Origin of the sequence: Mesomycoplasma ovipneumoniae, assembly GCF_038095975.1 — a bacterium.
GTDB classification, from domain to species: domain Bacteria; phylum Bacillota_I; class Bacilli_A; order Mycoplasmatales; family Metamycoplasmataceae; genus Mesomycoplasma; species Mesomycoplasma ovipneumoniae_C.
This window is the reverse complement of the sequence record NZ_CP146003.1, coordinates 674,358-689,750: the sequence shown is the minus strand read 5'-3', so window position 1 is coordinate 689,750 and position 15,393 is coordinate 674,358. Positions and strand designations below refer to the sequence as shown.

3 protein-coding genes are annotated in these 15,393 nt (G+C 32.6%); all 3 read left to right on the top strand.

The window, feature by feature from the left end:
• The first annotated feature begins 112 nt into the window (after positions 1-112).
• The 3 genes from V3255_RS02415 (at position 113) to V3255_RS02405 (ending at position 15,338) form a co-directional block, all read left to right on the top strand.
• The gene (locus tag V3255_RS02415) at positions 113-1,066 is read left to right on the top strand and encodes a phosphate acetyltransferase (protein ID WP_010321441.1); all 954 of its coding nucleotides are present in this window, start codon (positions 113-115) and stop codon (positions 1,064-1,066) included.
• A complete protein-coding gene (locus V3255_RS02410) occupies positions 1,066-2,271 on the top strand; it encodes an acetate/propionate family kinase (protein ID WP_333503499.1) in 1,206 nt (401 codons plus the stop codon). Before V3255_RS02415 ends, V3255_RS02410 begins: the two co-directional genes overlap by 1 nt.
• A 1,046-nt stretch (positions 2,272-3,317) precedes the next feature.
• Positions 3,318-15,338 carry a hypothetical protein gene (locus tag V3255_RS02405; RefSeq protein WP_341516224.1) on the top strand — a complete coding sequence of 4,007 codons (12,021 nt, stop codon included), beginning with the start codon at positions 3,318-3,320 and terminating at the stop codon, positions 15,336-15,338.
• The last annotated feature ends 55 nt before the right edge of the window (positions 15,339-15,393 follow it).

Sequence of the window (15,393 nt, the reverse complement as noted above, 5' to 3'; positions counted from 1 at the left end):
TTCAAATAACTAGTTATTTTCCACTAATTTATTGATCTTTTTTTTAGTAAAATAAAAAAAATTTTGTAAAATTAAATCTAGTTGATCAAAACTGACCTTTGAAAGGAAAAAAATGACATACCAAAATTATCTTGAATTACGACTAAAACAACAAAATGAAACTAAGAGTCTACGTTCAGTTTTAATTATTGACGGACATGATGAACGGGCAATTCAAGCCGCTCAGCAATTAAAAGCTAAAAATTTAGTTAGACCAATTTTACTTGTTGACGAATTATATGAGAATCTTGAAATCGACCAGTATTTAGTTGACGAAGAAGAAAAACAAACTTTTATACAACAATTTTTAAAAATCCGTAAAAACAAAGAAACATTAGAATCAGCTGTCGCCCAATTTGATTCTAATGCATTTTACGGGACAATGCTTCTTCGGAACAAAAAAGTTGACGCTGTAATAGGCGGACTTAATTATCCAACTGCAGAAATTCTTCGTGCTGCATTCAAAATTATCGGACCAAAACCAGATATTAAAACAATTTCTTCCGTAATGATAATGCATCGAGGTGATGAAAAATACTTATTTAGTGATATTTCGGTAAATATTTTACCAAACGAAACTCAATTAGCTGATATCGCTAAAAACGCACTTGACTTTGCAATTCAACTTGGATTTGACCCTAAACCAGCCTTTTTATCATTTTCAACAAAAGGATCAGCCAAATCACCTCAATCTGATGCCGTATCTAGAGCTGTAAAAATGTTCAATGCAACCTCACCAATTGAAGCTTATGGTGAAATTCAACTAGATGCAGCCCTTGACTATAAAGTGCGTCGCCAAAAATATGGTGAAAATGTTGCTACAAATGCGAATGTTTTAATTTTTCCAAATCTTGATGCTGGAAATATTGGCTACAAAATCGCTCAAAGACTTGGTGGCTTTGGGGCGATAGGCCCAATAATCACCGGAATTGCTGCTCCTATTAATGACTTATCACGTGGAGCAACGGTTGAAGATGTTTTTTACACCGCACTAATTAGCGCACTTCAAGTTGAAAAGGACAAATAATGAAGAGTAAAATTTTAGTTATAAACGCTGGTTCATCCTCAATTAAATGACAAATTTTTGAAAAAGATACATTAGATTTGCTCGGAGCTGGACTAATCGAAAGAATTGGACTTCAAGAAGGCAAAATCAAAATGACATTTGACGAAAAAAGCTACAACTTGAGCAAAGATTTTCCAACTCATTCTGATGCCTTAGAGAGTCAAATTCAACTTTGAAAAGACAATAATTTAGTCCAAAACCTAGAAGAATTTGAGCTTGTTGGATTTCGAATTGTTCACGGGGGCGCAAGTTTTAATGCTCCAGCTCGCCTTGATGATTCAGCAATAGAAAAAATTGAAGAAGCAGCAAAATTTGCGCCTTTGCACAATCCAGGGGCGCTTGCAACTATTAGCGCTATCAAAAAATTACTTCCTTGAGCAAAATTATCAGCAAGTTTTGACACTGCTTTTCATGCAAGTATCCCTAAAGTTAATTACACATATCCAATTAATACCCAAATAGCAAACAAGTACGGAATAAGAAAATACGGATTTCACGGCATTTCTCACAAATATATAACAACACAAGTTGAAAAAATCTATAATTCTGATTCAGTTAATTTTGTAAACATGCACATTGGGAATGGGATTTCTTTGTGCGCTGTTAAAGATTCGGCTTCAGTTGATACTTCAATGGGAATGACGCCACTTGCAGGTGTTACCATGGGAACCCGAAGCGGTGATGTAGACCCCTCAATTTTAACCTACCTAGGCACAACAGCTCATTTTTCCTTCACTGATTTAGACGCACTTTTAAACAAACAATCAGGACTTTTAGGACTTTCAAACGTTTCTTCTGACCTTCGGGATGTCATTTCTGCCGCAGACAACGGTAATCAAGATGCAAGTTTTGCCCTTGAAGTTTATGTGCAAAAAATTGTCGACTATCTAATTAATTACATTAATAAGGTTGGTAAAAACATTAAAGCTTTAGTTTTTACCGGTGGAGTAGGCGAAAATTCAGCACTAATTCGCGCTTCGGTAATTGCAAAAATCCAATTACCGAAGTTGAATTTAGTTCTTAATCAAGAACTAAATTCAAGACCAATTCCAGAATTTGGTGCTATTGAAAAAATTTCAGCACCAGAATCAGATCTTGACATTTTCGTAATCAAAACAAACGAAGAACTGTTAATAGCAAAAAACGCGCTCAAAGTTTGAAACTAACCTTTATTAAGTTTTGAAAGAACCCATAATAAAACCAAAGTATTGACATCATACAATATTTTTATTTTGCTCCAAGCATTTTTTAAAAATTTTTGTGGGCATTAATTTTGGCTAGTTTCCCAGTTTGATGAGATAATCTTAAAAAGTGTCCGTTTTTTGGGCACTTTTTAACTTTTTTGGCAAACTCAGAAAAATAACTATCAAGGCAAAAACACTAAATTTTAAAACTATACACTCACGAATGCAAAATCTACTTATTAATAAAATAAAGCAAACTAAAAAAGCTAAAATTTTAACTTAAAAAGCAAAATTTGAAATTTTTAAACTACTTTTTTAGTTTAAAATACTGCAAAAAATCAATTTATGGATAAAATAACAAAACCATAAAAAAAATACAACTACTGTTTAAACTCAATGTAAATAGAAAACTCGTTTTTATCTAAATTGAGCCTAAAAAAATATATGAAGTTTTGAAAGAGCCATAATTAAAAGCCATAAATTTGTAGATTTCTAAACGGGTAAATTTATGGCATAGCATCATATTTAAAAATATGATGGAAAATTCGCGCTATCAAAGCACATTAGACAAAAAACATAACTCATTCCTCCCTAATTCAATATTAAAATTTATTAATTATTCTTAGTGAGGTTTATTATAACATAATTTTATTTTAGACCAAGCATTTTTTTAAAATTTTTTTTGCCTAGTAATTTTTGCCTAAAATCTTTGATTACTAAAAATATTTTTTTATTTACTTTTGATCTTAAAGTATTTTGCTACAATTAGGTCATACTTATCGAGATATTACTAAAATGTTTGATTGCTAAAAATATTTTAATATTTTCTTTGGATTTTAAAATATTTTAGTATAATTAAGGCATACTATTGAAATATCTAGTAAAGTCTAAAATTTATTTTACCTATCTATTTTTTATTTAAAGAAACAAAGTTGAAATAATTTCAAGCTTTGTTTTTTGTCATAAATAGACAAAAAAAATGGTAAAATTAAAACAAAATCTATATTATTATAAAAAGAGGAGTAATTATGGCTGAAAATCTAACGAAAAAAGAGAAAAAATTAATGAAAGCAACTAAAAAACGTGCAATCATACTTTCACTGCTTGCCTTTGGTGGTCTTAGTATTGGTTCACTTAGTTTTCTTCCTTTCCTTTTAAAGTCTTGAAATACACTTCAATATAATATTGTTGATTTTAAACATATTAATCGTGATAATATTGGTTATGAACTTGAATTTGCCCTAAGTGATTTAGATTCATACAAACTAAATTATCAAGATTTAAATGTTGACTTTACAGCTGATGAGCAAGGAAAAGACGTAATTGCTTCACACAAAGCTAGTTATGATGAATTTAGTCGAACTTGACGGCTATCTTCAAATTATAACGGTCTTAGTTTTGGAAAAAGATACTATCTAAAAGTTTATCTTGATGATAAAAAGCAAAAAAGATTTTCTGCCAAAAAAGTAATTGCCTTTGGTCAAAATGTTACCAATTTTGTCGATACTCCGCCAGCAGTTTCAACAATTAACTTTCAAACCAAAACTCCTTCTAGTGCTTCAGTTTCACTAAAATTTGCTGACGAGGCTGCTAATCTTGAGGGCAAAAAAGTTGCCCTAGAGTATTATTATGTCCTAAAAAATCAATCAGCACCCACTGATGTGCTCAGCAATTCCCAGGAAATTCACACTTCTTATGTTGATTCAGCGACCGTTAAAAACGGAGTAGCTGAATTTAGCCTCGAAAATCTTCACCCGGGAATGGATTATAAAATTAGTGCAATTCGTTATGTTGATAGTTCTGCCCCAGCTAGTGACATTCCGCTTGTGCCAATGCAAAAAATTGCCCTAGCTCCAGAGATTAACTACGAACAAGATGCCCAAAAAGAAAAACTCTTTGAAGCAACAACAGCTAAATATAATTATCGTGCTGAGTCTTTAGTCGACCAAAATTTAACTTTTGACTCAAAAAGACTTACAGTTAATTTTTCAACTCTGGACTCAAGCCCTAATTTGGAAAACAAGCCAATAAAACTAAACTATACAAATATTTTAACAGGCCAAAAATTCAGTGTCAGTTCATTTTTTGCCGCTAATTTAGCGAGCTTTGACCTAAACAATTTAGCTCCAGGTTCTTCTTACCAAATCGAGAGTTTTGAACTCGAGTCTTCAAAAGTTGAATTTGGCCAAACTTTCATTAAAAACTTTCATACCCCTGCGGCAATTGTTGAGTCAAAAATTGCAACCGGGGCAACTTTTTCCAAAGTTGACTTATCTGTTGTCTCAGTTGATAATTTAGAAGGAACAAAAGCGCATTTATATTTAGATGACAGTTCAATTCTGCCGGTTAGTGGTGTTTTTAGAAAAACTGGCGAGACAAATTCTTACCAAATTAGCTTTGAGCCAAAAGGGCTGACAAATAAAACAAAATACGGTCTTAGCAGAGTTGTGTTTGACGCTCTGAATCCAAATTCTGTTTTTGCCAAAAACAGAGATGGCTATGATTATTTAAATTTAGCTTGAGATAACAGCCTCGAGACTGGTTCTCAGAAGCGTAATTTTATTACTTCAATTTCAGATCTTAAGACTTTTATTAAATTAGAGCCAAAAATTCTTGCCTCAAAAGTTGAATACACTTTTGGCTTTGGTCTTGATTCATCTTTTTTAAACGACAAAGAGCTTTATTTATACTATCACAAAAAAGACGAACCACAAAAAGTTTATAAATCAAAAGGCAGCATTCCTCAGGGTTCAGAAATTAAATTTGAACTTGAAAACTTTGAGAGCTCAACAACATATAAACTTGAAAAAATTGTAATTTCTGACTATCCCGAGGTTGCGGTAGCAATCAATTTTGATCCTAACAAAAAAACACAGCAAAACTTACCTTTTGACGAGTTTTTTGTCAAATATTATGTTTCAGACATTAGTTTTGAAAACGTTGACCAGACAAGTGCACGTGCTAAGGTAACAATTGCTGGAGACTTTAAAAATATCCAAGAGGCAAATCTAGACTTAAATGCCAAAATAGTCTTTGGTCAGCCCGGCTTTACTAATTTAACAGAAACAATTAATTTAAATCTTGCAGATTTGGCAAAGCAAGTTCCTGTTAGCCAGGCAGGATCTGCTGGCGTTAGCCCGACTCGGCACGAGTTACAAGACGACAAGCTTGTGTTGTATTTTGATCTTAAAAATCTTGATCCTAAGACTCAATACCAAGTTGCTGATGTTGAAATACTCGGAAAAACTGATTTTTTCAGCTCAGAAGGAATTCTTGACTTAAATGCAAGATTTACAACTACCTTCCAAAAAGTTAAAATAATCGGGGCAAACTTTGAGTCAATCGATCTAAAAAGTGCTAAGGCTTCAATTTATATTGATCCAAATTTCAACCGTTATTTAAACGGCAAAAGATTTAATGCAATTTTTAAATCTGAAGACGGCCAAGAAATTAAATCTCAACCATTAGATACAAATTCAAGCTCTAATTATTCAGTCCTTACAAACAATATTCTTTCAGTTAAATTAGAAAATCTTAGTCCTGGGAAAAAATATACTTTTTTCAAATTAGATCCAGCCCCAAACCAAGATGAGGCTTTTAATAATTTAGAGTATAAATTTATTGACCTAAACCAACAAGAAACTGATAATTTACCTTATTTTTATACTCTTAGTGATATAGCTTCAATTTCAGCCCAGCCTACTCAAGATAGTGCAAAATTGACTGTTAATTTTACCACAAAAGATCCAGACTATAATAAAAGAGCAAATTCTTCACTAAAAAAAGCTGTTATTTTCCTTAAAAATAACGCAACCGGAACGGTTGCCTCAGCTCAGGCTGAAGAGATAAAATATGAAGACGGCCTTAACAAAGTTGAATTTAATGTTCAAAATCTTGACAAATTAAGCCACTATACAGTTAGTGAGATTTTGCTTGACGGTCAAAAAATTGAATTTAGTGAGTCACTAAAAGAAGAATCTGCCGCACAGCGTAATTTTGCTACCGTGGCAAGTACAGCAAAAATTATCAAAGTAGTCCAAACTCAGCAGACTCATAAAAATATCGCAGTCGAATTATCATTTGACCCAGTTAGTGATACTTTTTTGAGCGGGGACACAATCAAAGTTGTTCTTCAAAATTCAAAAGATAATAAAACTGTTGAGGCAAGTGGGACTGTTGATTCAAATTTAGTACTAAAATTAAATTTCGACAAAGAAGTTGAGGCTGGTTCAGAATATTCAATTTTAAGTATTACTAACGAGACAAAAAATAAAAATATTCAGACTTCTGTTGGCTTTTTATTCCAAAAAAGTGTTGATAATTACAGCCTAGATCTTGAAAAAACAAGTATCCAGTCCGAAAAATTCTACTCATCTCCTGAGCTAAAAACTTTTAGCGTAACTTCAAATAAAGAAGAGACTGTTGAAGTAAAGCTAACTTTTGCTGATGCCCAAAAATTATTGTTACAAAAAGTTTCAGGTCAGTCAAAACAGCTAACCCTTTTAATAAAAAACACCGAAACTAACGCAATTGTAGCCTCAAGTGCAACAGCATCTGAAGCAGATCAAACCGGTCAAGTTGAAGCAGAATTTACTTTTTCAAATCTTGACCGAGCAGTAAAATACGAACTGGTTTCAGTAAATGACTATTCTCGTCCTGATTATTTAATTTACAAAGACAACAATAATTTTAAAGAAGATAGTACTAAAAGTTTTGTTGTAAATGTTGACAGCATTGAAGTTAAAAATCTTGTCTATTCAGATATTAAACAAAACTCTGTTAAGGCCGAAATTTATTTTGACCCAATTAGAGACTCTTATTTAGCAGATAAGCAAATTGAAGTGGAAATAACTCCAGACGGTGATCCTGTTGCCCAACTGGTTACCGTTGATGCTCTGGCTCAAAGTCAAACAACCACTAAAAAAACAGTTCAAATTAAAAGACTAGACGACGGACGGCTAAGAGCTGAAATTACTTTTGACAATCTTGCTGAAGGTAGAGACTTTAAAATTGCCACTTTAACTTTAGCCAACAAATCTGATGTAAAAACAAATGCCGAAAATACTCAAAGCGGTCCTAAATTTAAAATAGTTAATGATTTTCTAGAAAGTGATGCTAAAGCAAAATCAGCTGAAATTACAGCTGAGTCAAACCAAAAAACTCTAAAATTTGCAACTGACGTTGTTGTCTCAAGTATTGTATTTAATCCAGCAGATTCTACAAACAGAATTGACAAACAACAGTCAGCAAAAATTAAAGTTGAATTTTCTAACTCAAATAATGAAATACTAAAACTAAAAAATGACCAACTTGCAACATTAACATTAATTAACAAACTAACTGGAAAAATAGTACTGGCTTCAGCAAAAATTAAAGCCGAAAATTCAGTTGCTGGCCAAACTCCTAAGACTTCTGCTTCAGTTGAATTTCAATTTAATAATAATCTAGAAAAACTAACAAAATATGAAGTTAGTTCAATTTCTGTTGTTCGGCCAAATGGTATTTATTCAATTCCTTTTGCAGCAAAAATAGCTAGTGATCCTAAGACATTTGTAACTCAATTAACCACTGTTAGTGTTAAAAATATTTCTTATGTTGATGTCTCAGAAACAAGTGTTGAACTTACAGTCTTTTTTGACTCAGTTAATGATGATATTTTAAATGATCAATTTAAAGCTGAACTTGAATATGTTCTAAAAACTAAAGACACCGAAGTCAAAAAATCAAGCAAAGTTACTGTTTCAAATAATCAGGCTGTATTTACAATCGAAAATCTTGATGAGGCAAGTACTTATGAAGTTAAAGGCTTAAAATTATCTAAAAAAGTACTAACTCGCAGTACTCGTTCACTTGGTCGGCGTACTCGCCGTCAAGCTCCTGATGCAAGTCCAGTTGCAAACAATATTAATGTAGTATTTGACAAAACTGAAGTTGAAGACAAACAGAAAAAATTCTTTTCAACAAAGTCTTTAATTTCTGAAATTAAAATTGACAAGACTTTACTTGAGCAAAAACTAACAACAACTCAGCCTCAATTAACCCTAGAGCAAACTAATTTAACTGACACTCAAGCTGGTATTGAGCTTAAAATTAAAGATCCAAAACAATTTTTCAAAGATTATGTTGGTAGTGGATCTAAAGCTGCCAGTGCAGAATCAGACATAAAATTAGTTGTAAAGTCAAATCGTACAGGTGCAATTTCTCAGGCAGGTGCCCAAATTAGTTTTGATGAAGCGGCAAATGAAGCTACTGTTAAATTTTTATTAGAAGACTTAGAAAAATATACAGTTTATTCAATTGTTGATATTTTTGTCAACGGCGTTCGCCTTGGATTTTTAAATAGTCTAACTGAAGACCAAAAAGAATTTGCAACAACTGCCCGGGACGTTACTCCTAATTATATTGCCCAAACTGAATTTAAACGCCATGGTGCGGTTCTAAGAATGGTTTTTGATATTAATAAAAACTGATTTTTAGTTAACAATAAAGTTAGACTAACATTTAAAAAATTCCAAGCCGCAGGTGCCGACGATCCTGATCTTAGTGTTGAGACAACTGTTGACCAAGATGGTCTTGCTGTCTTTCGAATTAATAAAGATAATTTAGCGGCTAAGGTTCCTGTAGGAAGTCGTTTTGAAATTTCAAAACTTGAATTTATTCCTGATGTTGATTCAAACCAAAAAGTAGTTAAATATTTCCCGCTAAACACAATAACTTCAACTGATTCAACAAGAACACACTCAGCAAGTCAGTCTTCAAATCTTGTTCCTTTGGCTCGTTCTCGTCGTAGTCTTAGTGTTTTTGACAGTTCTTCTTCTGGTGCTAGCCAATTCCAAGATAGTTCTCGAGCCCCAGTCCCTGCGGGTGCCGCGGCTTCTCCGGCTGCTCCTGCTGATTCTCCAGCAACTCTTGCTAATACTAACTTTTTAAATGTAAATATCTCAACAAGTCCGCTTCAAGATCCAACAACACCTGCTTCTGTCCCAGCTCCTGCAGTTAAGACTACTTTTGATACAGCTTCATTTATTAGTGCAGTAGAAAAAGTTAATCTTTCAGGAGCTAATGCTGAATTAAGAATTACATTAAATTCAACTTTATTATTAGATGCTCAATCACCAACAATTAAATTACATTATATTGATATTACCGATGGTCAAGGACATAAGGCAGACTTAATTGGTCGTCCTGCAGCAGGCTCAAGTACTTCGCAATATACTTTTAGGGCAAATAATTTAAAAACACTAAATTATTACCAAATTGTTTCAGTTAATTATGCAGATAATAACAATGCTGAACAAGTAATTGCCTTTGATGATCAGTCAGTTAAATACGAAGACAAACTATTTCGAACAACCCCAACAAGCTTTAGTGTTAAAAAAATTGAATCAAATTACAATTCAAGCAAAAAAACAGCTAATGTTAATATTACCCTTGATGATCAAGTTGCCCAATATTTAGAAAATTATACCGTTAGAGTTTCTTACCAACGGATTGATAAGACAAGCCCAAACACAACAGTCGCAAGTGTTAATGGAATAATTAATTCTGACTCAACTGTTAGCGTTGAGCTTACAGATAATTATACTGACGCAGCCCAAAAAAAACTTATCATTCCTGAGGCTAAAACAACACTGAGAGTTGATAACCAAACAAATACGCTTAATGCTAAAGTTAATAATCCCGAAAGTAATAGTAATATTTCTACTGATTTTAGGAGAATTGATCAAAACAAGTTATTTGAAACTTATAATTATAAAATCACAAAAGTTGAACTAGTTCAAAAGCCAAGCTCAACTTCTGGTCGGGCAAAACGAAGTGTTGCAACTTCAACCCCAAATCTTGTTGATTTTAACTCAAATTATAATTCTTTAGCGACTTTTGATACTGATAGAACACAAAACAATAAAAGAATTAACGAAACTTCAATCATTCAAACAAGTCCAATTGCCTTGTATGATCAGCTAATTTATGTTGAAGAAAAAGATAAGTTTTCAGGAATTGATACAACAATTTATGCATACTTTATTTCTTCAGAAGATCTATCAGATCGTGGCATTGATAAAAATAATTTTAGAGTACAACTATATAATGAATCTCTTAAAAAATATGAACAAATAAGAAAAGCTAGTTCAATTAAAAAATTAACAGATTCAGGAAATGGAATAGGCAACTCACATTTTTATGTTGCTACCTTTGAAACTAATTTAAATAAAGCTTCACTTTATAATATTGAATTTTTTGCTTATAAAGACCAAAAAATTGAACTCTCTGAGTATAAAACTACAAGAGTTGACAAAACTCAGTTTACAACTCCAGGTAAAAAAGCTTGACTTACTAATTTTTCTCAAGTTGGAGCCTATCAAGATACTGCAGCAAATGTTATTTTCCAATTTGACGAAAAAGATGAATATCTTTGAAGAAACAAACACAAAGTTGAACTTGAAATTACCGAAAAACTTGACCAAACAGCTGGAGGGTCAAGTAGAGCTGCAACTCCTTCAGTAACTAAATTTAGTTTTATTCCTGATGGTCCAATTTCACGTGTAACAATTGATAATACTAGTTCAAAAGACACTAGAGCCCAAGCTAGTTTAGCCCCAAATAAAACTTACGAAATTACTAAATTTACAATTAAAGAACCTACCTCACCAGCTCCAGGGCCGGGTAGACTATCAACTTCAAATCGTAATTTAAGAATTAAAACAGTTGATACCCAAAACACAGTTAATCCAACAACTTTAGGTGCAGGCCAAATGGAAGTTGCCAAATTTGACTCAGTTGAGGTCGAAAATGCCCCTAGAGATCAAAAAATTCCATTTTTTGAAACTAAAGCTCAGTTTGAGTATGAAGAGAGAACTAATTTTTCTCAAGATGATAATACAGATGCTGACGGAAGATCAGCAACGCTAGAATTTAATTTTAATAAACATTTTTTACAAATTCCAAGAAGCTTTGCAACAATTACTATTATCCGTTCAGATGCTGCGCCAGCAGGTACTGCTCCTGGAACTTCAACAGATAATGAAATTAGTTTTATTTCCCAAAAACAATATGACCCAGCAGTTGGAAGAGTTACTTTTAAATTAAATAATCTCGATAGATTCCATACTTACGATATTAAAAATTTTGAAATTGGTGGAGTTAAAATTGATAATTTAGCTAGTTCAAGAACACTAAAATTTACTCCAACAGTTCAAAAAATTTTCCTTGCTGACTTAGAAGTTACTGACTTAAAAACTGGAACTACTGGAACTACTGGAACTACAACCCCGGGAAATACTGGAAGTGCAGCTTCTGCTCAAATTTCAGCGGGACTTAACCCTACAAAAGAGGATGGTTCAAAAGTTTTTGGAAATGTAAGTCTTTATTTTGATAATGATAATTCATTTTTAGACGGTGCAACATTTGAAGTTAAAATTAAAAACAAAAATGATAATACTGATGTAGCCACAATTCCTAGTCTACAAGTACAAAAAGATACGACAAAAACAGCAACACCTTATAAAGTTGATATTGACTTAGCTCAAAATGCTCCACAAATCCAACCAGGAACCAAAATTGGCTTTGAATTTACACTCAAAAGTGTTTCAAGAGATACTGATCTTAAAGGTAGAAGACCTGAGGATATTGTAGTTGCTGTTCCTGAAAGGCAATATAATTTAGATTATGCTCCTAAATTGGAATCAGAAGTTATTATTCCAACCGTTATTGAATCTCTGGTTGTTTCTGAACTTAAAGATACAAGTGCAAAATTAACAATTAGATTAAAAGGTGATCCAGCAAACTTTGAGCGAGTTGTTAATAATCTAATTGTTTTATCTATCCAACCTGATCCAAACCAACAAACAGCAAGTAAAATTCCAATTACTTTAATTACTCAATCACAAGTTACAAGATTTCAAGATAAATCAAGATTTGAAATCGAATATGATTTAGATAATTTAGTTCCAAATGTTGAGTACAAAATTTTAAAACTTCAAGGTCAAGATCTTGAAATTCCTTTTGGTGAGCAAAATTACAGACTTAAATTGGAGCAACCTGGATCAGCTCAACAAGATGCTAGTACAAGTGAAAAAATATTCAAAACTCCTTTTACCGAGCTTTCACCTGAAAGAATTATTTTAACCCAAGCCCCTAGAAATTATGGTACCATAGGTACTAGTCCTAAGCCTGAATATGCTCCTGAAAATTTAACTCTAAATTTAGATCCAGTTCAAATGTGATCACTAAATAATAAAAGAATTAAAGTTAAATTTAAAGCACTTGACCCTGCAGGTAAGCCATTAACATCAGGCGACAATGCAGCCGAAAAAGAATACGAATTTAATGTTACATACAATAGCAGCAAAAAAGCGCTTGTTGCAAATCTAAGTAATAAAGAAGTAACCGATGCTAATGACCAAAATCTTTATCCTTCAACAACTTATAAAATTAGTCAAATTAAAACAGTTGATGCTGATGTTTCAAGTCAAATTACTTTAAATCTTGATGATACCCAAACTACTACTCCTAACAAAAATAATCTTGAGTTTACAACTCAGTTAGCTCAACCTCCATTAGTAAAGGCCGGAATTACTAATTTCTACAATCATTCAGGAAAAGAAGACACTTTTGAACAAACCATTTACTTTGCCTTTGATGATCCTTATCGAGCAATTGATGAGGCATCAATGAAGGATTGAAAATTAATTCTTGAGGGGAGCGAGGATAAAGATCTACAGAATAATAATATTGACGCTAGTAGATGAGAACAAGTTGCAAGATACGAACCAAATAATACAGGTTCTTTAGTTGAATTATATAATCCACGTGAGCTAGCTGGTCCACCAACTGAATATGAAGAAGGGCCTGAGCTACAACGACTTTTAATTCAACAAGCTGAAACTGACAAACAAATTCAAATAATTGAAAACGATATAGCAAACTTTCAAAAACAAGATGAAATTCGGATTAAGTTGATCAAAGAACTTGCAACCGCCCAAAATAAATCGAATTATGAAGCTGAGCTTCGAAGTCAGGGTGCCGCGATAAGACAAGCTATTACTCAACGTTTAGAAAGCCTAGGAAATCACAGAGCACAACTCGACACAATTCAAGTTTTACAAAAATATAATTCAGACGTATTTAAAACATCCAACACAACCCCACCAGCTTATCGTCGTTATTTTGCTTTTACTCTTAAAGGTGATGCATCTTGGCTAAGATATTACAAAATGCGTATTGCTATTCAGTATAAATACTTCAAAGACAATGAAAGCCGAGAAGCATCAGAATTTTCTAAACTTATAACTAATATTAATACCAATCAAACAACCAATAGTAATAGAAATAGAGAAGCCTATTCTTCTTCTTCTTCTTTGCAAAACCAAGAAGTATCAAGAATTCAAACAATCGAACTTGATGATTTTGCCAAATATACAAACAGAATTTTGCTCAAAAAATCTGAAATTAAGCCACTAAATCAAATTGGTGCTTATGTTGAAATGGAATTTGAAGATCCAAAAAAACTTTTAGCACCATTAAAAGATCGATTTACTAGAGCTCAAATTAGAGGGGTAAGTGATTTAGATAAATGAGTCGAATTATCGGCTAATATTTTCTTTGAAACTCAAAAAACCTTAATTAGAGATTCAACAACGCCAACTCGACAAGCTTTATATAAAGTTGATGGATCGAATGATGCTGGAATAAGTCGTGCCACCAATTATAATAGTTTTAGGCAAGATTTAAGTGATATTTATAATCTTGATTTTGATGTAAAAGGTTATGACTATGATCTTTCCAATCCATTTGGCAATCTCTTAACTAATCCAAATAAAGAATATATTGAATTAACCCAGCAGATCCCTAAAACTTTAGAACCAAGACAACAACCAAAAGTCAACACGATTAATGATAAATTTTATGCCATTAGGCTAGCAAAAGTTGATGTTTCAGATACAAAAACAACAATTGGTTTAATAATCACTTATCACTGGACAGATCCTCAAGCCTTTGCTAAAAAAATTATTAGCATTTATCCAAAATTATTGAACCCAAATTCAACATGAAAATCAGAAAATCAACACAATGATTACGAACCATTAATACCTGTTTTTTCGGCCAATGTAAATCTTACATTTATGACCTCGCCAATAATTCAAAAAGAAGATCCATATTGAGGTAACTTTTGGGCAAATCCATCCGGAAATGTTTGGCATGGATCAGAAGTTAGACAATATAATAAAGACACTCAACGCGGATTAGTAATTGGTGCTTTTGAAAGATCACTTTTCCAAAAAATGTTTAATGATTTTCACGACAAAGCTGCTCACAAAGTAGACCATAGTAAAACTTTTTTTATCGGACCAACCGGACCTGTTAGAACTCTTATTCCTCGAAATCAAAATAATCCAGCTATAGCTCTTAATAATATAGCCGGTCAAATTTACAGTGTGCCTTATGCTAACAAGAATATAGATAATTGACTTGATGATCTTTTTAAAAAACAAACTCGCCACCCTTTTGGTATAAAATTCGCTGAATATGACCCAGCTGCAAAATGACTAAAAATTCAATTCAACAATCCAGAAAATAAAATTCAACGAGGTGTAAAACTCCAAGAAATCTTGCCAACTGTTTCTTATGCAGCTTTTGTTGATCAGGCAGGTAAAATCTATTTGTTTGGAAATAAAAATGGGGTTCCTATCAAATTACAAGATGATATTAACGTTAATGACCAAACTCTTTGAATAAATTTAGCTCCACCTAATTGATCCGAATGAGAACTTCCGAAGCCTGGTACAAATTTAAATTTTATGGGTCTACTAGTTTTCCCTTATTTACCGCCAAACTTTACCCAAAATCCCGCTTTAAGGAATGATGTTGGTGCTAATCATTATGTTGAAAATCAACAATATAAAGTCTTTAGACCTAATGGTGGAACTGAACCAGGCCACAAATACCTCTTCCCAGTAAAAGGCTATGATGGACTCCAAGTTGATGCAGAAAACCCTTATTTTGTCCCATGGGTATCACATGATAAAGCCTGACTTAGAATTACTTATTAATTATTATTTTTAACGTAAGTAAAAAGCTTATTTTAACCAATTAAAGGAGATAATT